Source organism: Erwinia sp. QL-Z3 (genome assembly GCF_004551645.1).
Classification (GTDB): Bacteria; Pseudomonadota; Gammaproteobacteria; order Enterobacterales; family Enterobacteriaceae; genus Erwinia; species Erwinia billingiae.
Genome location: NZ_CP037950.1, coordinates 4,233,291 through 4,258,138, shown reverse-complemented (window position 1 = coordinate 4,258,138; position 24,848 = coordinate 4,233,291). Strand labels below are relative to the sequence as shown.

The 24,848-nt window shown below is 53.8% G+C and carries 21 protein-coding genes; 15 read left to right on the top strand and 6 right to left on the bottom strand.

Annotated features, from left to right (window positions below):
- Window positions 1-454: 454 nt before the first annotated feature.
- Window positions 455-778, bottom strand: coding sequence for a DUF6388 family protein (locus E2F51_RS20325; RefSeq protein WP_134824387.1), 324 nt, complete (start codon window positions 776-778; stop codon window positions 455-457).
- A gap of 162 nt (window positions 779-940) precedes the next feature.
- Here E2F51_RS20325 and yedD point away from each other — a divergent pair, with 162 nt between their 5' ends.
- A complete protein-coding gene (yedD, locus tag E2F51_RS20320; protein ID WP_134824386.1) occupies window positions 941-1,426 on the top strand; it encodes a lipoprotein YedD in 486 nt (161 codons plus the stop codon).
- A gap of 108 nt (window positions 1,427-1,534) precedes the next feature.
- Here the strand turns inward: yedD and amyA are convergent, their stop codons facing one another.
- The 4 genes from amyA to fliD form a co-directional block, all read right to left on the bottom strand.
- Entirely contained in the window at window positions 1,535-3,016 is a 1,482-nt protein-coding gene (gene amyA / locus E2F51_RS20315) for an alpha-amylase (protein WP_134824385.1), read from the bottom strand.
- A 136-nt stretch (window positions 3,017-3,152) separates the two neighbouring features.
- Window positions 3,153-3,521, bottom strand: a complete 369-nt coding sequence (gene fliT, locus E2F51_RS20310; RefSeq protein WP_134824384.1) for a flagella biosynthesis regulatory protein FliT — start codon at window positions 3,519-3,521, stop codon at window positions 3,153-3,155.
- Complete coding sequence (gene fliS / locus E2F51_RS20305; RefSeq protein WP_134824383.1) at window positions 3,522-3,929, bottom strand: flagellar export chaperone FliS; 408 nt, start codon at window positions 3,927-3,929, stop codon at window positions 3,522-3,524.
- Between the two features lie 9 nt (window positions 3,930-3,938).
- Window positions 3,939-5,351 (bottom strand): flagellar filament capping protein FliD, encoded by a 1,413-nt coding sequence (fliD, locus tag E2F51_RS20300; RefSeq protein ID WP_134824382.1) that lies wholly within the window; start codon window positions 5,349-5,351, stop codon window positions 3,939-3,941.
- A gap of 282 nt (window positions 5,352-5,633) precedes the next feature.
- On the opposite strand from fliD, the gene E2F51_RS20295 reads away from it, so the two are divergent.
- The 11 genes from E2F51_RS20295 (at window position 5,634) to E2F51_RS20245 (ending at window position 16,685) form a co-directional block, all read left to right on the top strand.
- Entirely contained in the window at window positions 5,634-6,953 is a 1,320-nt protein-coding gene (locus tag E2F51_RS20295) for a FliC/FljB family flagellin (RefSeq protein WP_134824381.1), read from the top strand.
- Window positions 6,954-7,037: 84 nt separating this feature from the next.
- Entirely contained in the window at window positions 7,038-8,243 is a 1,206-nt protein-coding gene (gene fliB / locus E2F51_RS20290; protein ID WP_134824380.1) for a flagellin lysine-N-methylase, read from the top strand.
- 71 nt (window positions 8,244-8,314) lie between these two features.
- Complete coding sequence (locus E2F51_RS20285) at window positions 8,315-9,283, top strand: HNH endonuclease signature motif containing protein (protein WP_134824379.1); 969 nt, start codon at window positions 8,315-8,317, stop codon at window positions 9,281-9,283.
- 144 nt (window positions 9,284-9,427) lie between these two features.
- Entirely contained in the window at window positions 9,428-10,150 is a 723-nt protein-coding gene (locus tag E2F51_RS20280; RefSeq protein WP_013202652.1) for an RNA polymerase sigma factor FliA, read from the top strand.
- A gap of 43 nt (window positions 10,151-10,193) precedes the next feature.
- A complete protein-coding gene (fliZ, locus tag E2F51_RS20275) occupies window positions 10,194-10,697 on the top strand; it encodes a flagella biosynthesis regulatory protein FliZ (RefSeq protein WP_013202651.1) in 504 nt (167 codons plus the stop codon).
- Between the two features lie 90 nt (window positions 10,698-10,787).
- The gene (locus E2F51_RS20270) at window positions 10,788-11,774 is read left to right on the top strand and encodes a D-cysteine desulfhydrase (protein ID WP_134824378.1); all 987 of its coding nucleotides are present in this window, start codon (window positions 10,788-10,790) and stop codon (window positions 11,772-11,774) included.
- Between the two features lie 94 nt (window positions 11,775-11,868).
- A complete protein-coding gene (gene tcyJ, locus E2F51_RS20265; protein ID WP_013202649.1) occupies window positions 11,869-12,672 on the top strand; it encodes a cystine ABC transporter substrate-binding protein in 804 nt (267 codons plus the stop codon).
- Complete coding sequence (gene tcyL, locus E2F51_RS20260) at window positions 12,672-13,340, top strand: cystine ABC transporter permease (protein WP_134824377.1); 669 nt, start codon at window positions 12,672-12,674, stop codon at window positions 13,338-13,340. Before tcyJ ends, tcyL begins: the two co-directional genes overlap by 1 nt.
- Complete coding sequence (gene tcyN, locus E2F51_RS20255; RefSeq protein ID WP_134824376.1) at window positions 13,337-14,089, top strand: L-cystine ABC transporter ATP-binding protein TcyN; 753 nt, start codon at window positions 13,337-13,339, stop codon at window positions 14,087-14,089. Before tcyL ends, tcyN begins: the two co-directional genes overlap by 4 nt.
- Before the next feature lie 261 nt (window positions 14,090-14,350).
- Entirely contained in the window at window positions 14,351-15,457 is a 1,107-nt protein-coding gene (locus tag E2F51_RS20250; protein ID WP_134824375.1) for an acyltransferase family protein, read from the top strand.
- Window positions 15,458-15,608: 151 nt separating this feature from the next.
- The gene (locus E2F51_RS20245) at window positions 15,609-16,685 is read left to right on the top strand and encodes an acyltransferase family protein (protein ID WP_134824374.1); all 1,077 of its coding nucleotides are present in this window, start codon (window positions 15,609-15,611) and stop codon (window positions 16,683-16,685) included.
- Window positions 16,686-16,753: 68 nt separating this feature from the next.
- On the opposite strand, the gene putA is transcribed toward E2F51_RS20245, so the two are convergent.
- On the bottom strand, window positions 16,754-20,704 hold the full coding sequence (gene putA / locus E2F51_RS20240; protein WP_134824373.1) for a trifunctional transcriptional regulator/proline dehydrogenase/L-glutamate gamma-semialdehyde dehydrogenase: 3,951 nt from the start codon (window positions 20,702-20,704) through the stop codon (window positions 16,754-16,756).
- A gap of 418 nt (window positions 20,705-21,122) precedes the next feature.
- Here putA and putP point away from each other — a divergent pair, with 418 nt between their 5' ends.
- The 3 genes from putP to efeO all read left to right on the top strand — a co-directional run bounded on the left by putP (window position 21,123) and on the right by efeO (window position 24,847).
- Entirely contained in the window at window positions 21,123-22,607 is a 1,485-nt protein-coding gene (putP, locus tag E2F51_RS20235) for a sodium/proline symporter PutP (RefSeq protein ID WP_134824372.1), read from the top strand.
- A 228-nt stretch (window positions 22,608-22,835) separates the two neighbouring features.
- The gene (efeU, locus tag E2F51_RS20230; protein ID WP_013202642.1) at window positions 22,836-23,669 is read left to right on the top strand and encodes an iron uptake transporter permease EfeU; all 834 of its coding nucleotides are present in this window, start codon (window positions 22,836-22,838) and stop codon (window positions 23,667-23,669) included.
- A 53-nt stretch (window positions 23,670-23,722) separates the two neighbouring features.
- Complete coding sequence (gene efeO, locus E2F51_RS20225; protein WP_013202641.1) at window positions 23,723-24,847, top strand: iron uptake system protein EfeO; 1,125 nt, start codon at window positions 23,723-23,725, stop codon at window positions 24,845-24,847.
- Window position 24,848 lies beyond the last annotated feature (1 nt).

Sequence of the window (24,848 nt, the reverse complement as noted above, 5' to 3'; positions counted from 1 at the left end):
GTCAAACTTATATTTATTAATTTGCATTTTTTATGGCTCAAGGTGCTTACCGGAGTCCGGCGAAGACTGTCTGCGCGGTAACTACCGTGTCATGTCCGACTGCGGCCGGCTCCGTGGTACACATTTCTCAGGGTGAAAAGTGTGTAAGGGTGGCATCCACTCGCAGTAAAGCCATGGTTTAAGAATGTTCTTAATTCGGCTGGTGTGCCGCTCAGAATATCGCTAAGGCTGTTTAATTTCAATCACTACCAGGCGTAACTGGCGTGAACAACATAGCTGACAGGTTAAGGGCAATCGCTAGCATATATATCGTAATAGCCTGTGATTTTCGAACGATAATCTGCTGCCCTTTTCGATTTGGGAGCATTCTTAGCAGCTAAAAAGCAGAAAAAGTTGTGGGGGCAAAATGCGGGTCATCGTAATCACTGGCCCGATTACAGGCCAGTGAAGGGGATTACAGTTCGTTCTTGATGCAGAATTCTTCCCAGCTCATGCCGAGTGCGGTCGCATGTTGACGCAGGTAAGCTTCAATGGCCTCCGCTGCGACCGCTTTATCCGGTTCGGCTAGCTGAATGGCGAACAGCATGCCGTCGAGCTTTTTCTCACGGGTGAACGCGGCATAGGCGCGGTCGGTTTGCATATCCTGTAACTGGGGCAGGGTCATGCCCAGTTTGGCCGCATCGGCGTCGGTGAGTTGAGCAATGCCGGTTTTGATTTCCGGGTGTGCTTCAAGAAAAAGAACGCGCGCGATGGCGTAATACTCTTCAATGCTTTTCATAAAAAATCCTGCGGTCAGTAATGGGCGCTAGTTTACACGGCTGCGGGCTGCGGTGAAATGGCGACGGTAAGGTCAGTGCCTGCGGGAATTGTTGCGGTAATTGTTGCGGTGAATAAGGAGAAATTATACCGTAGCGCCTGACTGCAGAATTTGGAACTGAAAATGAAAAAGTGGATGATTACGACCTTAGCCGCCGTCACGCTGGCTGGCTGTGCAGATATACCCAACTATCAGGGTGCAGTAAAAACCCCACCGCCGGCGAACCTGGTCGGAAACTGGCAGAGCATGGGACCACAGAAAGGTCTGGTCAGTAAGGAGGCGATTGCCAGCCTGATTATTACTGCGCAAGGCGACACGCTGGATTGCCGTCAGTGGCAGCGGGTGATTGCTAAACCTGGCAAGATCACGCTGTTTAAAGGCGACTGGGTTAACGTCAATAAAGACGTCCGGGTGATGCCGCTGGAGCTGGAAGGCACCGAGTTGCATTATGACAAGCTGGTTCTGCAGCGCGTCAATCAGCCAACGGCAGAGTGTCAGCAGGCGCTGGCCCATGAAAACGATGCGGTTGCTACTGCCACCAAAGCCAAATCTGCCGAATCCGGCGCTAAAAAGCACCATAAAGCGTCGTTCAAAAACGCCAAGTCTTAAGCAAAACAGGCCGTCTGAGGATCCCCAGACGGCCTGTTGTTATTTAGAAACTGCCGAATCGAGCAAATCACCTTCGGGTTGCCCAATCATTACCCGTCAGTCCGGGCGCTATTCCGTCAGCACCCACACGCTGACGCTGCCGGGATTGCAGCGGAACACCGCGTTCCCCTGTTCGTCAGCGGTAATGGTCTCCGTCTGATGGCCAAGATAATCCCGCCAGCTTTTCCCTGCCAGCGCCTCGCCCATTGGCAACGATTTTTCTCCTGCGTCACCATTTGACAGGATCACCACGCAGCCCGGCTGTTCTTCGGTTCCGCTGCGCGCGAACGCCACACAGTTGGGATGATCGAACCACTCGGTCTGTACGCCGTGCGCATACAGCTGACGGGCGCGGATCAAGGCTTCCAGCTCCGGGATCACCGGCATATCGATGTGGTGATTTTCGCCGTCGCCACCTTCATCTTCATAGCTGGCACCGAACAGATCCGGATAGAACACCACCGGAACACCCTGTTCCCGCAGCAGGATCAGCGCGTAGGCCAGCGGTTTGAACCAGGGTTCGACCGGCGCTTCCAGCGACTGCAGCGGTTGCGTGTCGTGGTTGGCGACGATGGTCACCGCATGCCAGTGATCTTTCTCAACCAGGGTGTCATTAAAAATCTGGCTAAGGTCGTAGCTGGCGCCTTCGCGGGAGGCATTGTGGAATTTCATCTGCAGCGGGGCGTCGAACAGCATGGTTTTGCCCTCGACCTGATGGATGTACTGCTGCAGCTTATCCACTTCGTGCGACCAGTATTCCGCAACAATAAACAGCGGTTGTTCAGCGACTTCCTGAATATGCTCAATCCACTCTTTATAGAACCAGGCGGGAATATGTTTGACCGCATCCAGCCTGAAGCCGGTGCAGGGCAGTTGTTCCAGCATCCAGCGCGCCCAGTACTTCAACTCTTCCGTGACGGCATGATTGCGGAAGTCGATGTTGGCACCCATCAGATAATCGAAGTTGCCCAGTTCATCATCGACCTGATCGTTCCAGCCTTCGCCGGTGTAATCATTAACGATTTTGAATACGCCATTTTCGTCGGGGTTTTCGATGTAATCAACGCCGTTGAAGCACTTATAATCCCACACAAATTTTGAATACTGGCCCGCGCGGACCGGGAAGGTAAATTTGGTCCAGGCATCGGCTTCGAAGGCTTCAGGATCGATCTCATCGCGGTTGTCGGGGTTGGTGCGGTTAACCTGAATACGTTCCTTTTCATCTGCCCCCATTTTATGGTTGAGCACCACATCCATGATCACACCAACCTGGTGCGCGCGAAGGGCGTCCACCGCGGCTTTCAGCTGTTCTTTGTCGCCATACTTGGTGGCACGCGAGCCTTTCTGATCGAACTCGCCCAAATCAAACAGATCGTAACTGTCGTAGCCGACGGAGTAGCCGCCGGATTCGCCTTTATAGGCAGGCGGCAACCAGACGTCGGTGATGCCGATTTCAGCCAGTTTTTCCGCTCGTTCGGCGGCTTCGGGCCAGAGTTTACTGCCGTCGGGATAGTACCAATGGAAGAATTGCAACAGGGTCGAATTAGGCATGTCCTTGCTCCGGGTGTTCAGGCTGGGATCTGAAGTATGGAGCAGGCGGAGAGAAAAGCGCGGGTCAGAAGCTAAAAAAGTTTAGCGTTCTGCCCGCCGGCTGGTGTGAGTTGAATTCATACTGAAAAAGGTCTTTTTATGCGCCTTGTGATCCCTGCGGGAACAGCACAACACCCTGCATTCCGCTATAGGCTTTATTCACGGATTTCTGCCGGGTTGCCTGGCCAATCAGCGAGGAGAGCTCGCTCATCCGCGACTGCAAAAGGCTTTTCACTTCGGCTTCGTTGTTAAGAATATGGCGCAGCACAGGACGCAACTGATCCTGTGTCTGATCCGGAACAGGGGAAAGCTTGGTGCTCTCCGCCAGTATTTCTACCGCACTGACGTAATCGACTTCCATTTCAATGAGTTCATCCCATTTACCTTCGCTTGCCAGGCGCAACATAGACTGGCTGAGGACTAATAACTGTTGGTAAATCGTGAGCAGCTGCGGAGCAATATTCATTTAAACGGCGTCCTGAAGGGCGTTAGTTGCAGAAACTTCTTTCCAGGCATCGGCAATGTTGCGCAGCAACGTTTCGACTTCCAGAATCGCTTCGGCGTCATTATGCAGATTGGCTTTAAGCAGCCGGTGGACCATATAGCGGTAAAGACTGGCAAGATTATCAGCAAGTTCATCGCCTTTATTCTCATCCAGACCCTGCTTAAGGCCGTTCTCAATAATGTTGATGGCTTTGGAGAGCGACTCTCCTTTGCCAGCAATGTTGCCATCCAGCAAAAATAACCGGGCACGAACCAGGGCGCTAAGCGCCCCGTCGAACAGCATGGTGACCAGTTGATCCGATGTGGCGCTCATCACTGCGCTTTCCACACCGATTTTTGCATAGGCTTTGGTACCGCTTGCGCTATACATTTTGTCTCCTTATGACGATGAACTGCTTGAGCTGCTGGTAGTACTGAACTGCGACGTCAGATAGCTACTGGTACTGTTCAGTTTGCTCATCATGACATCCAGTGCGGTGAACTGGGTTTTGTAACGCGCGATGGTGGCATCGATGCGCGTGCTGGCCGCGTTGTACTGCGTGGTCAGGTTATTCAGCGTTTTGCTGACGCCATCTGTCGCCGCCTGCAATATGCCGGTGCTGGATAACCAGCCGGTGATATTGGTGGCGATGGTGGTCGCGATACCGTTGGTTTTGCCATCACCGATAATCATTGCCTTCACGCCGTCCGGATCGCTGGTCAGTGCCGTTGACAGCTTGTCGTCGTCCACCTCAAGCTCGCCAGTAGATGGGTCTGATGTGACACCAATCTGCGACAGTGATTTATAGGTAGAAGAGCTTTGCGCATTGGTCAGCATGGTCTTTAGCTGCGACTGAATAGTACGCAACGTACTGTCACCTAACAGGGCGCCGTTGCTGGTGTCCTGGGTATCGGTACCAACATCAACAGCGGTATATTTGGTCAGGCTGGCAAAGCTATCCTGCAAAGTATTGTACGCAGCGACCCAGCTGGTAATTGCGCTGGAAGCCTTTGAAGTATCGCTGGTAATAGTCAGCGTCTGGTTTCCGGTAGTCACGTCACTCAGGTTCAGCGTAATCCCTTCCAGCGCATCGCTGATGGTGTTGCTGCTGTTCTCGATTGCCACGTTATTCACGGTCAGCTGTGAGTTTTTCGCCTCGACGCTCTGCGTCATATTGCTGCTTGAGGTACCGTCGTAGCTCAACATGCTCTGAATGGCGCTGTCGCCGGTCACAGCAATGGTCACCGCGTTGTCAGTCCCAGTTTCTTTCGAGGTCATCGACAGACGATAGCTGCCGTCACCGGTTTTAATAATACTGGCGGTCACGCCGGCATCAGACTTATTGATCGCGTCACGAATGCCGGTCAGCGAGGACGTGCCTGCAGGAATAGAGACGCTAACCGCCGCATCACCTTTCGCATTCTGGAAGGTAAGGGTGCTGTCAGAGGTGGCCAGCGCCGTGGTGTTGCTGGTCTGCACTGCTGACGTCAGCGTTTGTGCGGCGGCCAGCTGGCTGACGCTTACCGTATATTTACCGGCGACGGCACCCGCAGCAGTCGTGGCGCTAAAGGCGCTGGAGCTGCTGGTGGTTTTGGTCGAGCTAAACAGGTCGGCATTGTTCAGCGTGGTGTTTGCGGTTTGAAAGGTGGTCAGCGCGCTTTTCAGCGTGCCGTAAGCACTGAGTTTGGCTGTATAGGAAGACTGCTGCGTAGAGATAGGTGTTAATGCAGCCTTCTCGGAAGTTTGCAGACTGTCCAGTATAGAAGCTAAATCAAGGCCTGAGCCGATACCCAACGTAGAAATAGTGGCCATAGATGTTTCCTTAATAGAGTCAACACGGAGAATGAATACCGTGGTTATCGGCCAGTGATGAGTAAAGTTTACGATTTTTTGCGCAGGGGTAATTCCACGAATAGCGGTAATAGAGAGGGGTATTTCAACGAGTAGGGAAGTGGAGAAAAAATTGCGGTTGGGAGTAAAAAAATTCTAAAGGTTAGTTAAGTGCTGACGATAATAAGTTTGACGGCGATGAAGCCGGGCGGCAAACAAGCCCCACTCCCTTAACAAGATTCGATTTTAATAGGAAACTTTATCATGGCACAAGTAATTAATACCAACAGCCTCTCGCTGATCACTCAGAACAACATCAACAAAAACCAGTCTGCTCTGTCTACTTCTATTGAGCGTCTGTCTTCTGGTCTGCGTATCAACAGCGCAAAAGATGATGCAGCTGGCCAGGCAATTGCCAACCGCTTCACTTCTAACATCAACGGCCTGACTCAGGCTGCTCGTAACGCCAACGACGGTATCTCTGCTGCGCAGACTACTGAAGGCGCACTGTCAGAAATAAACAACAACTTACAGCGTGTTCGTGAGCTGACTGTACAGTCTCAGAACGGCACCAACTCCGATTCCGACCTGTCTTCAATCCAGGACGAAATCAAATCCCGTCTGGACGAAATTGACCGCGTATCTGGTCAGACTCAGTTCAACGGCGTGAACGTGCTGGCGAAAGACGGCAAAATGTCTATCCAGGTTGGCGCTAACGATGGCCAGACTATCGATATCAACCTGCAGAAGATTGACTCGACTACCCTAGGTCTCTCTGGCTTTGCGGTAGACAAATCATCCTTGAGTTTGAGCGATTCAATCACTCAGGTTGGTGCAAGTGGAGCCCTTAAAGATGTGGACTTGTCCGCAGTAGCTACTGGCCTTAAGGTTGACGCCAGTTCATTAACGCTCCACAACGTACAAGATGCAAATGGTGCTGCGACTAAAACCTATGTAGTGTCTTCAGGTAACGATAACTACGCAGTTTCAATCGATGATACTACTGGTAAGGTCAATCTTAACAGTACCGATGTTAAATATACTGATACTGCAAACGGTGTCACCACCGCAGCAACTTTGACCGGAAAATATACTAAGGTTGGTTCTGATGGTAACGGTGGTTTAGTCGGATATGTAACTGTTCAGGGCAAAGACTATTCAGTTGACACTGCTGCTGCCGGCGCAGAAGGTACCAAGGCCCTGAAAAACAGTGGTGGGGCAGCTGGTTCAGTCAACCAATCAGTTGATATTAGTGATATTTCTCCAACTACAGGCACTAACGCCAGTCTTTATACCGGCTCAGCGACTTCTGACCCGCTGGCTCTGTTGGATAAAGCGATTTCTCAGGTTGACAAATTCCGTTCAAGCCTGGGTGCGGTACAGAACCGTCTGGATTCAGCGGTAACTAACCTGAACAACACCACCACTAACCTGTCTGAAGCACAGTCACGTATCCAGGATGCTGACTACGCAACAGAAGTGTCTAACCTGTCTAAAGCACAGATTATTCAGCAGGCTGGTAACTCGGTCTTGGCTAAAGCTAACTCCGTACCACAGCAGGTTCTGTCTCTGCTGCAGGGTTAATCAGCTAACTGAATATCATAAAAAAAGGCGACCATTGGTCGCCTTTTTATTGAAGAAATATTTCGATTTTGAGCGAGAATAGCTATGAAAGAGATTTCCGTCATTGAACCCCTGTTTGTTACATCATTCAAGTGCATTGGTAGCGAATGTCGCGATCATTGCTGTAAAGGATGGGATATCACGCTGGATAAAACCACGGTGAATCGCTACCTAAAAAGTTCTCAGATTGAAATCAGAAATATTGCTTCGGGAAACATTATCACGACTAAAGAGAGTTTCGCAAATTGGGGCAAGATGAAGCTATCAAAAAAAGGAGACTGCGCCTTCCTGGACGAATCCAGTCTGTGTAAAGTACATAAGAATTTAGGTGCTTCGGCATTGAGCACTACATGCTCTACGTACCCCCGCCAACAGAAAACATATAGAAGCGAAATAAATAAAAGTATTACGTTATCATGCCCGGAAGCCGCAAAAAAACTTCTTTCAGAACAGGATGCCATGCTGTTTTCCTGTGCCTCATCGATTCAGGGAAAACTAAACAACATGGCAAGCGTTGACCAGGAACAACGATTGGTTAACCTTATGTGCGCTAATTTGATTAAAGTAAGTCAAGCTAATGTAGCTAACGGGCTATATGGCATCGCTATACTTCTTGTCCATTTTGATAAAATGAAAAGTGAGGACAGGTTTTCTGCTGATGTGCTTGAACAGGCATACCTCGATATCATTAATTCGATAGAGCAGGGTGGGGTTTCCAAGTCAATTGCTGAGTTAAACAGTAACCACGAATTGCAGTGGGCTTTGCTAATGCGTATGCAAACCTATTTTGGCGCGAAATTTAGTGGGCGTGCATTGAGTACTTTCAATCATTACCTTGAAAAGTTAATTTACATTCAAGCTTCGGGAGCGGAGATCAATGATGTCGCTTCCTCAATGAAGCGCCTTGACTCGGTATGGAGTGCGAAAGTTTCACCATGGCTCTCCGAGCGTCCGCACTTGATGAGTAATTATTTGCAATATCGTATCTATAATGATGTTTTTCCTGGCTATGAAGGTCGTTCTCCTTTGGCTAGCCTTTATCTTCTTACTGCCGAATGGTTCTTGATAAAGTCGCTAATTTCGGCATGTGCAGAGCTTGTGGGTGATGTCCATGAAGAAGATGTTATCAATATCATTTATAGTTTCCATGCTGTGACTAAACACAGTTCCACCTCGACGGCAGCATTCTTCGAAGAAATTGATAAAGTTAAAGTTAATGATGATTTATCTCTCATCTTCTTGTTGAAATGAGTGTTTTTTTCAATCAATTAAATTTTTCACATAATCCCGCGCTCGCGGGGTTTTTTATATCTGGAGTGTCTATGCGCTTCAATGTCGATCTTACACCTGGGGACTTGCTGACCTTTGAGGAGATAGCGCAGCGCTATGCGTTGAAATATCCCGAAGAGAAGGAGCTGACGGCGCGTGCGCTGTTAAGCCCCTCGACCAGCTACCGCAACCTGGTGATCCGCGCGGTGTTTGCCAATGAAGAAACCAACAGTCCGTTAGAAGACCTGTTGTTCGTCTCCAATGACAACGAGCGCAAAAACTACCTGCGGCGATTTGAGTCCTATCTCAAACAGCAGCAGTCCTTCTTCTATTTCCGCCGCACGGCAGAAGCCAAGCAGGAGAACCGCTGGAAGGTGATGGGCGAAAGCCAGGTGTACGCCATGCTGGACCCCGCGTCGGCAGCGGCACAGAACCTGATATCGAGCCGGGGCTATAAACTGTCGCTGATGCGTAAAGAGGGCGAGGATGACTACTGGCAGCTGTTTGATGCCCAGGCGCATCCGTGCTTCACCGTGTCGCGGCGTATTCAGTTTGTGGTGGTGTTGACCAGCCCGTTACTGAAACTCCCGGCCGGGGTGATTGCCGGCACCCAGGTGGGCAGACAGGTGAAAGCCAACGTCTGGCAGCGCGCCAGTCAGGCGGAATTTGCCGCGTCGGTGAAAGCCCGTTATGGCGCCTGCGTCATCACCGGCACCCGGCTGATGGAGCACAGTCAGTATCCGTGGGTGGAAGCCTGTCATATTGATACTCAAGAGAATGACGATGGTTTCCTGCAGGACAACAGCGTCGACAATGGCCTGTTTTTGCGCAGCGATTTGCAACGGCTGTTCACCAGTCGCTTGCTGACCATCCATCCGACAACCGGAACGGTGAACTTCCGCCACGGTTTGCAGGAGGAAAGTCAAATAAGTGCGTTTTATCAAGAGATTGACGGCAAGATCTGTGCGCTTTGGCAGCAGGTTCCTGCCGCCACCCGCGAGAAACTTCATCCCCTAAGGTAAATCCTCAGCAGGCGGTTGCGCAACGCGCCGCCTTTTTAAACAAAAATGAAATAACCCGCCTTTAGTACCGCTATTCAGCCAATCAATCTCCCCTACAGAAACGGATAATCATGCCGATAACTTAACTAACGCAGGGTCGTCATCGTGAATGATCTCTATACCGCCGATGGTGTGATGGACAAAAACTCGCTCTGGCAGCGATACGTACCGCTGGTGCGCCATGAAGCGTTGCGCCTCCAGGTCCGGCTGCCAGCCAGCGTGGAATTGGATGATTTGTTACAGGCAGGGGGAATTGGTCTGTTGAATGCCGTGGAGCGCTATGACGCGTTACAGGGCACCGCCTTTACCACCTACGCGGTACAGCGCATCCGTGGCGCGATGTTGGACGAACTGCGCAGCCGTGACTGGGCACCTCGCAGCGTGCGGCGTAATGCACGTGAAGTGGCCGGCGCGATGCACAAGGTCGAGCAGTCGCTGGGGCGAACGGCGACCGAGCAGGAAGTTGCTGCATCGCTCGATGTTTCATTACAGGAATACCGGCAGATCTTGCTGGATACCAATAACAGCCAGTTGTTCTCCTACGACGAGTTTCGTGAAGAGCACGGCGATACCGCAGAACTGGTGACAGATGGCCACGAAGAGGCCAATCCACTGCACCAGTTAATGGAAGGGAATCTGCGCGAACGCGTCATTGAAGCGATTGAAGCCTTACCCGATCGCGAAAAGATGGTTCTGACGCTCTATTACCAGGAAGAGCTGAATCTGAAAGAGATTGGCGCAGTGCTGGAAGTGGGTGAATCCCGCGTAAGCCAACTGCACAGTCAGGCGATTAAACGCCTGCGCGCCCGGTTAACGGGAGCGCGCTGACGGAGTCAGTATTGCACTCTCAACACCAACCGGGGACTCTCAGATGGGATCCAAAACTAAAATGAGGCCGTTGAGCCGCTATTTGAAAGACTACAAACACAGCCAGAGTAACTGTTCACATTGTGGCAAAGTACTGGACCGCATGGCGTTAGTGTTTCGCGGTCAGATAATAAATAAAGAGGCCATAGCCCGGATGGACCAGCTGATCGACGATCAGGTCTGGTTAAAGCTCCAAAACGAACTGACGGCACTGTGCCGTTTTTGCAGTGATATCTACTGCAACACGCATCCGAATTATTTCGATATTATGGCGTTCAAACAGTATCTGTTTGAACAGACCGAAATGAGCCACAGCACCATTCGCGAATACGTCGTTCGCCTGCGCCGCCTTGACGATATGCTATCGGCGCGCAACTTCCCTGCTGAAAAACTCAGCGGCAACAGCTGGCACGAATGCCTGGAAAATGATTTACCGGATGCCGGTAATAATAACTATCGCATTGCTCTGCGCAAATATGACCAGTTTTTAGGCTGGCAGCGCGCTTAAGGTGACATCAACTCACTCTTTTACGTTACCTTTTTGCTATCTTCTGTAAGACTGTAAGGATAACTGTTAGCGCCATCTCAGGAGGCTGCATTGTCCTTACATCTTTTACCCTCATTCCCCAAGCTTGAGCTGCTGGGTGCGCCCACGCCGCTGGAGCATCTGCCACGCCTGTCTGACTACCTCGGCCGCGATATTTTTATCAAACGGGATGACTTCACGCCCGTTGCGCTCGGTGGCAATAAACTCCGAAAACTCGAATTCCTCGCCGCCGATGCCTTGCGTCAGGGGGCCGATGTGCTGCTTACCGCTGGTGCGATTCAGTCCAACCACGTGCGTCAAACCGCGGCCGTCGCGGCTAAGCTCGGTCTGAAATGCGTGGCGCTGCTCGAAAATCCACTCGCCACCACTTCGTCAAATTACCTGTCTAACGGCAACCGTCTGCTGCTTGATCTGATGGACACCGAAGTGGTGATGGTCGATGCGCTGCACGATCCTGCGGCACAGCTCGAAGAACAGGCGACGCGGCTGGAAGCGCAGGGCTTTCGTCCCTATATTGTGCCCGTCGGGGGATCGAATGCCCTTGGCGCGCTGGGCTATGTGGAATGTGCCCAGGAAATGGCGCATCAAATCGAAGGCGTGGTGGATTTTGCTGCGGTGGTCGTGGCGTCTGGCAGCGCCGGCACCCATGCCGGGCTGGCGGTGGGGCTGGAAGTGCTGATGCCCGAAACCGAACTGGTCGGCGTCACCGTCTCGCGTAAGGCGGATGAACAGCGGCCAAAAGTGGTGGCGATCCAGCAGCAACTGGCGGCCTCGCTGGAACTGACGGCCAGCGCACCGATCACCCTGTGGGATGAGTATTTTGGCCCGCAATACGGCATGCCGAACGAAGAGGGGATGGAAGCGATCAAGCTGCTGGCCCGTCTTGAGGGGATCTTCCTTGACCCGGTCTATACTGGCAAAGCAATGGCCGGATTAATTGACGGTATCTCGCAGAAACGTTTCCGCCGTGAAGGACCGATTGCTTTCGTCCATACCGGCGGTTCACCGGCGCTGTTTGCTTATCATCCTTCGGTCTGAGCTGGAACGAAATAATCTTTGCAGGCCGCTGGTATTCACGCGGCCGCTCGAATAAATTCTGCGGGTCGGAATCTAATAACACAGTGGAGTCTTTATGAATTTATCTCTGGTACGTCGCCGTCTGGTGATGGGAGCCGTGTCGCTGGCGCTGGTGGCGGGCTTTTCAGTCAACGCCTTTGCGGCGGATGAAAACCTGCTCAGCAAGGTAAAAGAGCGCGGTTCTCTGTTAGTGGGTCTGGAAGGCACCTATCCGCCGTTCAGTTTCCAGGATGAAAACGGCAAGCTGGCCGGTTTTGAAGTGGATTTCGCTGACGCGTTGGCGCAGCACCTGGGCGTGAAGGCCAGCCTGAAGCCGACCAAATGGGATGGTATGCTGGCGTCGCTGGACTCCAAACGCATCGATGTGGTGATCAATCAGGTGACCATTTCCGATGAGCGTAAGAAAAAATATGACTTCTCCACGCCGTACACCATCTCCGGTATTCAGGCGCTGACCAAAAAAGAGAATGCGGCAAGCATCAGCAAGCCGGAAGATCTGAGCGGCAAGAAAGTCGGTGTTGGCCTGGGCTCTAACTATGAGCAGTGGCTGCGCGCCAACGTGAAGGGCGTCGACATCCGTACCTATGATGATGACCCAACGAAATATCAGGATCTGCGCGTAGGCCGTATCAATGCGATTCTGGTGGATCGCCTGGCCGCCCTGGATCTGGTGAAGAAAACCGGCAATACGCTGGCTGTCGCCGGTCCGGCATTCTCCCGTCAGGAATCGGGTGTGGCATTGCGTAAAGGCAATACCCAACTGCTGGACGCGATCAACAAAGCCATTGCGGACATGCAGAAAGACGGCACCATGGCTAAACTGTCTGAAAAATGGTTTGGCGCGGACGTGACTAAATAATGCAGGAAAGTATTCAACTGGTGCTGGATTCAGCACCTTTTTTATTGAAGGGTGCCGTATTTACCCTGCAGCTGAGCATCGGCGGCATGTTCTTTGGCCTGTTGCTCGGCTTCATTCTGGCGATGATGCGCCTGTCGCGTTTCTGGCCGATTTCATGGCTGTCGCGCTGCTACGTGTCGATTTTCCGCGGCACGCCGCTGATCGCCCAGCTGTTTATGATCTACTACGGCCTGCCGCAGTTCGGCATTGAGCTGGATCCGATCCCGTCGGCGATGATTGGCCTGTCGCTGAATACCGCCGCTTACGCTTCCGAATCCCTGCGGGGTGCCATTGCCTCGATCGAACGCGGGCAATGGGAAGCCGCATCCAGTATTGGCATGACGCGCTGGCAGACCATGCGTCGCGTTATCCTGCCGCAGGCGGCCCGCACCGCGTTGCCGCCGCTGGGCAACAGCTTTATCAGCCTGGTGAAAGATACCTCACTGGCCGCCACCATCCAGGTGCCGGAGCTGTTCCGTCAGGCACAGCTGATTACCTCGCGTACGCTGGAAGTGTTCACCATGTATCTGGCTGCGTCACTGATTTACTGGGTGATGGCAACCGTGCTCTCCATCCTGCAAAGCAAGCTGGAAGACCGCGTTAATCGCCAGGATCGGGAGTCGAAATGAGTGCCATCGAAGTCAGAAATCTGGTTAAACAGTTTAACGGGCAGACGGTGCTAAATGGCATCGATCTTGAGGTCAAATCCGGCGAAGTCGTGGCAATTATTGGCCCCAGCGGTTCCGGTAAAACCACGCTGCTGCGCTGCATCAACCTGCTGGAAGTGCCGGAAAGCGGCACGATCCAGGTTGGCGAGATTAAAATTGATGCCGCACTGGGCATCAACAAACAGAAAGAGCTGGTGCGTCGGTTGCGTCAACAGGTGGGGTTTGTCTTCCAGAGCTTCAATCTGTTCCCGCACCGCTCGGTAATGGAAAACATTATTGAAGGGCCAACCATCGTTAAGCGCGAACCGAAGGCCGAGGCGATTGCCCGTGCCCGCCAGTTGCTGGAGAAAGTCGGTTTGCAGGGCAAAGAAGAGAGCTACCCGCGCAAACTGTCCGGTGGACAGCAACAGCGCGTAGCAATTGCCCGTGCGCTGGCGATGCGTCCTGAAGTGATCCTGTTTGATGAACCGACCTCGGCGCTGGATCCGGAGCTGGTGGGCGAGGTGCTCAGCACCATTCGCGCGCTGGCAGAAGAGAAGCGCACGCTGGTGATCGTTACGCATGAGATGAGCTTTGCCCGCGACGTGGCTGACCGGGCGATCTTTATGGATCAGGGCCGCATTGTGGAGCAGGGCGACGCCAAAAGCCTGTTTACAAATCCGCAGCAGCCGCGTACCCGGCAGTTCCTTGAGAAATTCCTCAATAATTAATTCCCTCATCTAATTTCCTCCTCGCCGGGTTCCCCGGCGAGTTATTTTTCGTTTCCCCCGTTTCTGCCATTCGCTTATTACTAAGGATTATCTTAATTACGCCCGGCGCTTATTTGGCTTAATGACTGAGATAACGCCCGAAATCGCTTAGCTGACTGATAATCACCGTCGTTATCAGGCCAATTAGGAGTAACCCCATGGCCTTTTCGTGGACAAGAGTTAATAATTCCTAAAGTTTTACGTTAATTTGGGTTAAATGCTATGTCTGCTTCTGGGTCTTCTTCAACTAAAAATGAAGTTTTATGGATCAATACGCTGAAGGGCGGTTGTATTCTATTGGTTGTTTTGCATCACACTATTATCACTACTTTCGCCCCATCTTTACAATATCTTACCGCCGGCGTCTTGCCAGCGGAAATATGGATCGCGTTTAATAAGTACCTGTCGCCATTAAGAATGCCAGCGTTCTTTTTTGTTTCTGGTTTGCTGGCAATCAGTGCCATTAATAAAAAGTCCTGGAGCGAGGTTTTTACTAAAAAATTCAGCAATATTTTTTACCTGTATATCCTGTGGGGCGTGATCCAGTGGGTCAGTATCTACAATATTTCAGCGAATTTGATTGGAGAGAAACTCTCCACGGCTAAGAACGCAGCCTACGCTGAAAGCCCGCAGGAATTCGTGAAATTGCTGTTTTTATCGATGACCAGCCTGTGGTACCTGTACGCGCTGGCGGGGTATTTTGTGGTGGCTAAGCTGTTCCATCGCCAGAAGATGGCGTTGATAGTGGCGGCATTGCTGATGAACTATGCCACGCAGTTCAGCCTGGTGCCAGGCTGGGGACCGGCAAGCGTGGTGCAGAACTTTGTCTACTTCCTGTTAGGGGCGTACTTCAGCCACTACCTGGTCGAGCTGAGTTTTATGAACCGACGCAACGTGCTGATCCTCAGTGCCTTCGCCCTGACCGGCGTCGCGCACCATGCGGTGGGACTGTATAAGAACCCGTTCTACTGCATGCTGTCGATTGTGTTTGGCATTGTGCTCTGTCGGGCGCTGAACAACCGATTCAATATGGCCTGGCTGAACTGGATTGGCCGTAACACGTTACAGATTTATGTTTTGCATCGCATTTTTATCGAACTGCTGGGACTGAGCGTGCTGACGCTGGCCGTGCAGTACAACCTGTTCGATAACAGTGCGTTTTCACTGATTTGGGCGTTGACGCTTCCGGTGGTTGCCGTCAGTACCTGTACTGCTGTCTCGTTGCTGGTCTGGTCGCTGCTCAATCGTGGCCCTGGTCGGGCTCTGTTCCTCTATCCGGTATTGATGAGAAAAACAAAGCCTAAACCCGATATCGCCAGCAATCACTGACAGTCTCCATTCAGGGCCGATAATATCGGCCCTGAATGTTTCTGAACCACCGCATTACCCTGTACCACATAATAATAAAATTACACTCAGCACCGGGAAAGATGCTGCCACTGTTTTATAAAAATACGACGATAACAGCTGGAGTATTATAATGAAACCTACTCAAAAGAAAGATATCGCCTGGGTGAATAGCCTGAAAGGCGCTTGTATATTGTTGGTTGTCTTATATCACGTTGTACTACCAGGTTATGCTGATATGGTAACGCATTTAACCGCCGGTTTTTTCCCGGCGAAATTATGGGTTGCTTTTAATAACACACTCTCACCGCTTCGAATGCCTGCGTTCTTCTTTGTCTCCGGTCTGCTGGCGGCCAATGCCATTGTCAATCGTCCCTGGAAACAGGTATTCACCAGTCGCGTCACCAATCTGTTCTATCTCTATTTTCTGTGGGGACTGATTCAGTGGCTGATGATCAACGGCGTCTCCGGTGAAATCATGGGCGATCACCTCTCCGACAACATCAACGCTGCCTGGGCTTCCACGCCGTGGGAGTTTTTGAAGCTGATGCTGCTGGCGATGAGTTCTTCCTGGTATCTCTATGCGCTGGGCCTGTTCTTTGTTTTTGCCAAGCTGTTCCGCCAGCAGAAGGTGTTGATGATGCTGGTGGCGGCGGCACTGAACTATGCGGCGATAGTGAAAGCCATCCCCGGTTGGGGACCGGAAAGCCTGTCGCAGTATTTTATCTTCTTCCTGTTTGGCGCGTTCTACAGCAGTACGATGATCCGCTGGAGCGAGTGGCATCGCAGTAATGTGCTGCCGTGGGCCGCGATTGGGGTGCTGGCGGGCATTCATGCAATGGTGGGATTACCGAAAAGTCTGTTTATGTGCGTCATCGCTATCCTGTTCTGCATCGCCGCGTGTCGGGCGTTGAACAGCCGCTTCTCGATGAACTGGTTAAACTGGATCGGTAAAAACACGCTGCAAATCTACGTGCTGCACCGTATTTTTATCGAGTTCTTTGGCATGTCGGCGATCCTGTTTGCCGTGCATCACCATCTGTTTGCCAGCAAAGCCTTCTCGATGGTGTGGGCGGTGGGCTTCCCGATCGCCATGGTCGCGCTCTGTTCGGGCTGCTCGGTGGCTATCTGGACGCTGCTCAATCGTGGAGTCGGCAAGAACCTGTTTATCTACCCGAAGCTGTTACGGATGAAGCTGAACGTACAGTAAGGGCGTCTGCTTTCAGGCAATAAAAAACGGGGCGAATAATCGCCCCGTTTTGTTTTCCGTTATGCCGCTTAGCCAATGGTCATCAGGCTGGCATTGCCGCCGGCCGCGGCGGTGTTAACGCTCAGGGAACGCTCGATCAGCAGACGTTCCAGCAGCAGATTGGTTTCCCCGCGCGCAAAGCCCTGTACCGACACAATCGGCCCTTCACGAGAGGCGACGGTTTCACATACGGTGCGTAACTGATCGGCGTCACCGTGATAGATCACCGCGTCAAACGCTTCGCTGGCCGCCAGCGGCTGCGCGCGCAGGCTGATGCGTTTCTGCACCTCAGCAGGCAGGGATTTCAGCAATGCGCGGTGCAGCTCATCATCGCTCCAGATCGCCTGGCTACCCACGGCAGTCACCCCAGCCAGCTGGATCAGCGCATCCTGCTCATTATCCGCCAGGCACAGGACATGCTCTCTTGGCAGCAGCGCAAAGGTGTTGCGCTCGCCCGTTGGACCCGGCAGCAGGCGGACGGTGCCGCCCTGACCCAGCTCGGCAAAGCGAGCGCAGCAGGCCGCAAGTTCCGGTTTGTCTTTCGCCCATTCGGTCAGCGCCTGGTGGGCGGCTAACAGCGTTGGACGCAGGGCCGCATCGACCGGACGTTCGCCATCCTGACGATCGAGGGTCACGCGCAGCGCGCCATCCGGGCGGTGCGATAACAGGCGATAGAGATACAGCGGGCCACCGGCTTTCGGTCCGGTGCCGGATAAGCCTTCGCCGCCAAATGGCTGAACGCCCACCACCGCGCCCACCATATTACGGTTAACGTAGAGGTTGCCGACGCGGGCATGGTTGGTGACCTGCAGGATGGTCTCATCAATACGCGTGTGCACACCCAGCGTCAGGCCGTAACCCGAGGCATTGATCTGCTCAATCACCTGCGGCAGGGAACTGCGCGCGTAGCGCACCACGTGCAGCACCGGGCCAAACACTTCTTTATCGAGGTCGCTGACGCTGCCGAGTTCAATCAGCGTTGGCTGGATAAAGGTTCCGCTCTGCCACTCTTTGCTGTCTTCCTGGCTGGCGTAGGCGGCCTGATAAACGGTCATGCCTTTGCTGCGCATGCTCTGAATATGACGTTCGATGTTCTCGCGGGCTTCGGCATCAATCACCGGGCCGATATCGGTGGACAGGCGTTCAGGATTGCCCATCCGGCACTCGGCCATCGCCCCACGCAGCATTTTCAGCGTGTGGTCAGCCACATCGTCCTGAATGCACAGCAGACGCAGCGCGGAGCAACGCTGTCCGGCACTGTCAAAGGCCGAGGCGACAATATCAATCACCACCTGTTCGGTCAGCGCGGAGGAGTCGACGATCATCGCATTCATCCCGCCGGTTTCGGCGATTAACGGCGTCGGGCGGCCTTGTGGATCGAGACGACCGGCCAGATTGCGCTGCAGTAAGGTGGCCACGGCGGTAGAGCCGGTAAACATCACGCCACGGACGCGCGCATCGCCCGTCAGCTGCGCACCGACGGTTTCCCCCAGGCCTGGCAGCAGTTGCAGCGCGCCGACCGGCACGCCCGCTTCATGCAGCAGCGCCACGGCTTCGGCCGCCACTAACGGCGTCTGTTCCGCCGGTTTCGCCAGCACGCTGTTGCCGGCGGCTAACGCTGCCGCAATCTGTCCGGTGAAGATCGCCAGCGGGAAGTTCCACGGGCTGATACAGACCACCGGACCCAGCGGGCGGTGGGTTTCATTATCAAAGTCATCACGCACCTGGCCGGCATAGTAATGCAGGAAGTCGACCGCTTCACGCACTTCGGCAATGGCGTTGCTGAAGGTTTTACCGGCTTCACGCACCAGGATCCCCAGCAGGCGCTGCATCTGGCCTTCCATCAGGATCGCCGCGCGTTCCAGAATGGCGGCTCGCTCCTGCGGCGGCGTGGCGAACCAGATTGGGCCTGCACGGGTAGCCGCATCCAGCGCAACCGACACCTCGGCTTCGCTGGCATGACGAACGTAACCGACGATATCGGTCGGCTCTGCCGGGTTAATCACCGGCAGCGATTCACCGGCTTCCAGCTCGCCGTCAATCATTGGCACAGCCTGCCACGGCTGGATCGCACTGTTCAGCAAGGCGCTGGAAAGCGACGCCAGGCGATGTTCATTGGCCATGTCCAGGCCGGCGGAGTTCTGTCGCTTCTTGCCATACAGATCGCGCGGCAGCGGAATCTTCGGATGCGGTAAGCCAATCGCCCCTTCAACCCGCGCCATTTTCTCCACTTCTTCCACCGGATCGGCCACCAGATCTTCAATCGGCAGGGTGTTATCGGCGATGCGGTTAACAAAGGAGGTGTTGGCGCCATTTTCCAGCAGACGACGAACCAGATAGGCCAGCAGAGTTTCGTGGGTGCCCACCGGCGCATAGATACGGCAGGGACGGTTTAACTTGCCGTCCGCCACTTTGCCTACCACCTGTTCGTACAGCGGTTCGCCCATGCCATGCAGGCACTGGAACTCATACTGGCCAGGATAGTAGTTGTTGCCCGCCAGCTGGTAAATCGCTGCCAGCGTGTGGGCGTTATGGGTGGCAAACTGCGGGTAAATCAGGTTTGGCACCGACAGCAGTTTGCGGGCGCAGGCCAGATACGAAATATCGGTGTACACCTTGCGGGTGTATACCGGATAGCCTTCCAGACCTTCGACCTGGGCGCGCTTAATTTCGCTGTCCCAGTAAGCGCCTTTCACCAGGCGGATCATCAGGCGGCGACGGCTGCGTTGCGCCATATCGATCAGCGAATCGATCACAAACGGACAGCGCTTCATATACGCCTGGATCACAAAGCCAATGCCGTTCCAGCCTTCCAGCTCCGGTTCAAAGCAGAGTTTTTCCAGCAGATCCAGCGACAGCTCCAGGCGGTCAGCTTCTTCTGCATCGATATTGATGCCGATGTCATAAGAGCGGGCCAGCAGCGTCAGCGATTTAAGGATCGGGTACAGCTCGGTCATCACGCGCTCGTACTGCGCGCGGCTGTAGCGCGGGTGCAGGGCGGAAAGCTTGATCGAAATGCCCGGACCTTCGTAAATGCCGCGGCCGTTGGAGGCTTTACCGATGGCGTGAATCGCCTGCTGATAGGACTGCAGATAGGCTTTGGCATCCTGCGCGGTCAGCGCCGCTTCGCCGAGCATATCGTAAGAGTAGCGGAAGCCTTTCTCTTCCAGCTTGCGGGCGTTGGCCAGCGCTTCGGCAATGGTTTCACCGGTGACAAACTGTTCGCCCATCAACCGCATCGCCATATCCACCCCTTTGCGGATCAGCGGTTCGCCACTTTTACCGATAATGCGGTTCAGCGAGCGGGACAGGTTGGCTTCGTTATGGGTGGACACCAGACGGCCGGTAAACAGCAGTCCCCAGGTCGCCGCATTGACGAACAGAGACGGGCTGCGGCCGAGGTGTGAATGCCAGTTGCCGTTGCTGATTTTGTCGCGAATTAACGCGTCACGGGTCGGTTTATCAGGAATGCGCAGCAAGGCTTCGGCCAGACACATTAACGCCACGCCTTCCTGCGAGGAGAGTGAGAACTCCTGCAGCAGGCTTTGCACCATGCCAGCGCGTCCGGTTGCACCTTTCTGGTGCCGAAGCTTCTCCGCCAGCTGATGGGCGAGGCGATAGGTTTGCTGTGCCAGCGGCAGCGGTAAACGCGCCTGTTCCAGCATCATCGGCACGGCTTCCGTCTCTGGCCGACGCCATGCGGAGGTGATGGCGGCGCGGTTTACCGACTGCGGCAGAATATGTTCCGCAAATTGCAGGAACGGCTGGCGTTGCTCGTCTGCCGGGGCTTCATCGGTTTCCTGGGTCACCGTCTGCAGCGGGATCTCAGGCAGGGCATGGCCACTTTCCAGCTGCTCAAGATAGTTAAAGATCGCCTGCTTGATCAGCCAGTGTGGGGTGCGGTCAATCTGGCCTGCCGCCAGCTTAATGCGCTCGCGCGTGGCTTCATCCAGCTTCACGCCCATGGTAGTTGTGCCCATGCCTGAGAACTCCTTAAAAAAAATGACAATGTTGGCAAGCAATATCACTGAAGTTGCAACTTTGTGCAACCGTGTTAAATGTGACGCCGTTTGCAGAGTTTGAAACCGATTATTTAAAAGCGGCATGGATATTGTTGCAAGAATCCGGCCAAGGTTGAAAGTGACCGATTTCCCTGGGCTGTATGGGGGTTTAGTACAGGTGCAACCGGTTAAAATGTGATCCAGTGCAACCTGTTAAAACTCCGCCTGTGACGAAGGGTGAAATTGCTGTAACTGCTGTGTTAAATCGTTTGTGCGTCAAAGCGGTTTACGGCAGGATACCCCGCGCTGAGCCAGGGAGGTAGCGCCGCGACGTTCCAGCGGTGACTACGGATAGCTCCAGTGGTTGCGCATAAACAATAATAAGTGGAGAACCTGAATGACTCTGAGTACACCAATGATGGTGACCTTTTGTGTTTATATCCTCGGCATGGTGCTGATAGGTTTTATTGCATACCGGTCTACAAAAAACTTCGATGATTACATCCTCGGCGGTCGCAGTCTGGGTAGCGTGGTCACCGCGCTGTCGGCGGGCGCATCGGATATGAGCGGCTGGCTGTTGATGGGGTTGCCGGGTGCCATTTTCCTGTCGGGCATCTCAGAAAGCTGGATTGCCATCGGCCTGACCATCGGCGCCTACCTTAACTGGAAAATTGTCGCGGGCCGTCTGCGCGTGCAGACCGAGCATCACGATAACGCCTTAACCCTGCCAGACTTCTTCTCCAGTCGTTTCGAGGACAAAAGCAAAATGCTGCGGGTGATCTCAGCGCTGGTGATCCTGGTGTTCTTCACTATCTATTGTGCTTCTGGCGTGGTTGCCGGTGCGCGACTGTTCGAAAGCACCTTCGGCATGAGTTATGAAACCGCGCTGTGGGCCGGTGCTGCGGCCACCATCATCTATACCTTCGTTGGCGGCTTCCTCGCCGTCAGCTGGACCGATACCGTGCAGGCCAGCCTGATGTTCTTCGCGCTGATCCTGACGCCGGTGATGGTGATTTTCGCCGTCGGCGGTCTGAGCGATTCGCTTAAGGTGATTGAAGCGAAGAGTATCGAAAACCTCGATATGCTGAAGAACCTGAACTTTGTCGCGGTGATTTCGCTGCTGGGTTGGGGACTGGGCTACTTCGGGCAACCGCATATTCTGGCGCGCTTTATGGCGGCCGATTCCCACCGCTCAATCCGCAGTGCACGCCGCATCGGCATGATCTGGATGATCCTGTGTCTGGGTGGGGCGGTTGCAGTGGGCTTCTTCGGCATCGCGTATTTCCAGAACCATCCGGAGCAGGCCGTGGGCGTATCTGAAAACGGCGAGCGCATCTTTATTGAGCTGGCGCGTATTCTGTTTAACCCGTGGCTTGCCGGTATCCTGCTCTCCGCTATCCTGGCGGCGGTGATGTCGACCCTGAGCTGTCAGCTGCTGGTGTGTTCAAGCGCACTGACGGAAGATTTGTACAAAAACTTCCTGCGCAAAAACGCCACTCAGCGTGAGCTGGTGTGGGTAGGGCGCCTGATGGTTCTGCTGGTGGCGGTGATCGCCATTGCGCTGGCCTCGAACCCGGAGAACCGCGTGTTGGGACTGGTAAGCTACGCTTGGGCGGGCTTCGGTGCGGCGTTTGGTCCGGTGGTGCTGTTGTCGCTGATTTGGAAGCGTATGACCCGTAACGGCGCGCTGGCAGGCATGATTATCGGTGCGGCAACCGTACTGATCTGGAAACAGTACGGCTGGCTGGATCTGTATGAAATCATCCCTGGCTTCCTGTTCGCCAGCCTGGCAATTTGGATCGTCAGCCTGATGGGCCGCGAGCCAAGCGCTGCGGCACAGCAACGTTTCGAAGCAGCAGAAATCGAATACAACACCAAATAAGTCAGCGTTTAGCACCGGGCGTCGCACTGACGCCCGGTCGGTTGACTGCCGTTCACTCTTCGCACGCCCCGTTTGTATCCGCTACAGCACCGCCGCGCCCCTTCTCGCAGATTGCGAAAATACCCACGATGCCTCTTGTTTTTTCGTTGCCGATAATGATAATCGATATCGTTTTGATTTACGTTTCTTTACCGCAACTGAAATTCTTTCACACTCGAGGGTGTAGGCATGTTTGTTCCATTTCTCATCATGTTACGCGAAGGCCTGGAAGCCGCGCTGATTGTCAGCCTGATCGCCAGTTACCTGAAGCGTACCCATCGCAGTGAATGGTTTGGCGCAATGTGGGTGGGCGTGTTTGTTGCCGCCGCACTCTGCCTTGGCGTTGGCTACTTTATCAACGAAACCACCGGCGAATTCCCGCAGAAAGAGCAGGAGCTGTTTGAAGGGATCGTGGCCGTGGTGGCCGTGTGTATCCTGACCTACATGGTGTTCTGGATGCGCAAAGTGTCCCGCAACGTCAAGGCCCAGCTGGAAGATGCCGTGGACAATGCGTTGCAGAAGGGCAAAAGCAGCGGCTGGGCGCTGATTATGATGGTGTTCCTGGCGGTTGCCCGTGAAGGCCTCGAATCGGTGTTTTTCCTGCTCGCGGCGTTCCAGCAGGATGTGGGCATTGGTCCACCGTTGGGCGCCATACTGGGCCTGGCGACCGCGATTATCCTCGGCATGCTGATCTACTGGGGCGGCGTGCGTCTTAACCTGGCGACCTTCTTCAAGTGGACCAGCCTGTTTATCCTGTTTGTGGCCGCCGGTCTGGCCGCCGGTGCAATCCGCGCCTTCCACGAAGCCGGACTGTGGAATCATTTCCAGGACATCGCCTTTGATATGAGTAATACGCTCTCCACCAGCACCCTTATCGGTACGCTGCTGGAAGGGATGTTGGGCTACCAGGAAACGCCAAGCGTCAGCGAAGTGGCGGTCTGGTTTATCTATTTAGTTCCTGCGCTGCTGCTGTTCTTTATGCCAGTGCGTCCACAGGCTACGGCAGTGCGTACCACACGCTAAGCCTTTGTCCGCGCCTGTTTTGCAGGCGCGTAACTTTTTCACAGGGATTTACTATGACTCTTCGTTTTCGCCAGCACGCGCTGAATGCTGCGCTCGTGACTTTGCTGACCGGTTCTGCCGCTGCGATGGCCGCTGATATTCCGCAGGTTAAAATCAGCGTGAATGACAAACAGTGTGATCCAATGAACGTCACGGTGAACGCGGGTAAAACCCAGTTCATCATCCAGAACAACAGCCAGAAAGGGCTGGAGTGGGAGATCCTGAAAGGGGTGATGGTGGTCGAAGAGCGTGAAAATATCGCGCCTGGCTTTACCCAGAAGCTGACGGCGAATCTGGAAGCCGGTGAATATGACCTGACCTGCGGCCTGTTAAGCAACCCGAAAGGCAAGCTGATCGTCAAGGGCACTAACGCGCCATCTGACGGAAAGCCGGACGTGATGCAGTTGGTCGGACCGATTGCTGAATACAAAACCTACGTCACCAAAGAAGTGGTGGAACTGGTTGCCGGCACCAAAGCCTTTACCGATGCGGTGAAAGCGGGCGATATCGAAAAAGCCAAAGCGCTGTACGCACCGACCCGCCGTCATTACGAGCGCATCGAACCGATTGCCGAACTGTTCTCTGACCTGGATGGCAGCATCGACGCCCGTGAAGACGATTTCGAGAAGAAAGCGGAAGATCCTAAGTTCACCGGTTTCCACCGCATCGAGAAAGCACTGTGGGGCGATAAGAGCACCAAAGGCATGGAGTCCTTTGCGACTCAGCTGAACACCGACGTGTTGGATCTGCAGAAGCGCATTGACGAACTGGCCTTCCCGCCAAGCAAAGTAGTTGGCGGTGCGGCGGGTCTGATTGAAGAAGTGGCCTCCAGCAAAATCTCCGGCGAAGAAGATCGTTACAGCCGCACTGACCTGTGGGATTTCCAGGCTAACGTTGACGGCGCGCAGAAAATTGTTAACCTGCTCCGTCCAATGCTGCAGAAGGCCGATGCGCCTCTGCTGGCGAAAATCGATGCGAACTTCAAGAAAGTGGACGGCATCTTGTCAAAATACCGGACCAAAGACGGTTACGAATCTTATGACAAGCTGACTGACGCTGACCGCAATGCAATGAAAGGCCCGATCACCACACTGGCGGAAGACCTTGCTAAGCTGCGCGGAACGCTGGGACTGGATTAAC

Excerpts from the sequence above, each read along its gene's own strand:
- E2F51_RS20325 (WP_134824387.1), bottom strand. The coding sequence starts at position 778 with ATGAAAAGCATTGAAGAGTATTACGCCATCGCGCGCGTTCTTTTTCTT.
- yedD (WP_134824386.1), top strand. The coding sequence starts at position 941 with ATGAAAAAGTGGATGATTACGACCTTAGCCGCCGTCACGCTGGCTGGC.
- amyA (WP_134824385.1), bottom strand. The coding sequence starts at position 3,016 with ATGCCTAATTCGACCCTGTTGCAATTCTTCCATTGGTACTATCCCGAC.
- fliT (WP_134824384.1), bottom strand. The coding sequence starts at position 3,521 with ATGAATATTGCTCCGCAGCTGCTCACGATTTACCAACAGTTATTAGTC.
- fliS (WP_134824383.1), bottom strand. The coding sequence starts at position 3,929 with ATGTATAGCGCAAGCGGTACCAAAGCCTATGCAAAAATCGGTGTGGAA.
- fliD (WP_134824382.1), bottom strand. The coding sequence starts at position 5,351 with ATGGCCACTATTTCTACGTTGGGTATCGGCTCAGGCCTTGATTTAGCT.
- E2F51_RS20295 (WP_134824381.1), top strand. The coding sequence starts at position 5,634 with ATGGCACAAGTAATTAATACCAACAGCCTCTCGCTGATCACTCAGAAC.
- fliB (WP_134824380.1), top strand. The coding sequence starts at position 7,038 with ATGAAAGAGATTTCCGTCATTGAACCCCTGTTTGTTACATCATTCAAG.
- E2F51_RS20285 (WP_134824379.1), top strand. The coding sequence starts at position 8,315 with ATGCGCTTCAATGTCGATCTTACACCTGGGGACTTGCTGACCTTTGAG.
- fliZ (WP_013202651.1), top strand. The coding sequence starts at position 10,194 with ATGGGATCCAAAACTAAAATGAGGCCGTTGAGCCGCTATTTGAAAGAC.
- tcyJ (WP_013202649.1), top strand. The coding sequence starts at position 11,869 with ATGAATTTATCTCTGGTACGTCGCCGTCTGGTGATGGGAGCCGTGTCG.
- tcyL (WP_134824377.1), top strand. The coding sequence starts at position 12,672 with ATGCAGGAAAGTATTCAACTGGTGCTGGATTCAGCACCTTTTTTATTG.
- tcyN (WP_134824376.1), top strand. The coding sequence starts at position 13,337 with ATGAGTGCCATCGAAGTCAGAAATCTGGTTAAACAGTTTAACGGGCAG.
- E2F51_RS20250 (WP_134824375.1), top strand. The coding sequence starts at position 14,351 with ATGTCTGCTTCTGGGTCTTCTTCAACTAAAAATGAAGTTTTATGGATC.
- E2F51_RS20245 (WP_134824374.1), top strand. The coding sequence starts at position 15,609 with ATGAAACCTACTCAAAAGAAAGATATCGCCTGGGTGAATAGCCTGAAA.
- putA (WP_134824373.1), bottom strand. The coding sequence starts at position 20,704 with ATGGGCACAACTACCATGGGCGTGAAGCTGGATGAAGCCACGCGCGAG.
- putP (WP_134824372.1), top strand. The coding sequence starts at position 21,123 with ATGACTCTGAGTACACCAATGATGGTGACCTTTTGTGTTTATATCCTC.
- efeU (WP_013202642.1), top strand. The coding sequence starts at position 22,836 with ATGTTTGTTCCATTTCTCATCATGTTACGCGAAGGCCTGGAAGCCGCG.
- efeO (WP_013202641.1), top strand. The coding sequence starts at position 23,723 with ATGACTCTTCGTTTTCGCCAGCACGCGCTGAATGCTGCGCTCGTGACT.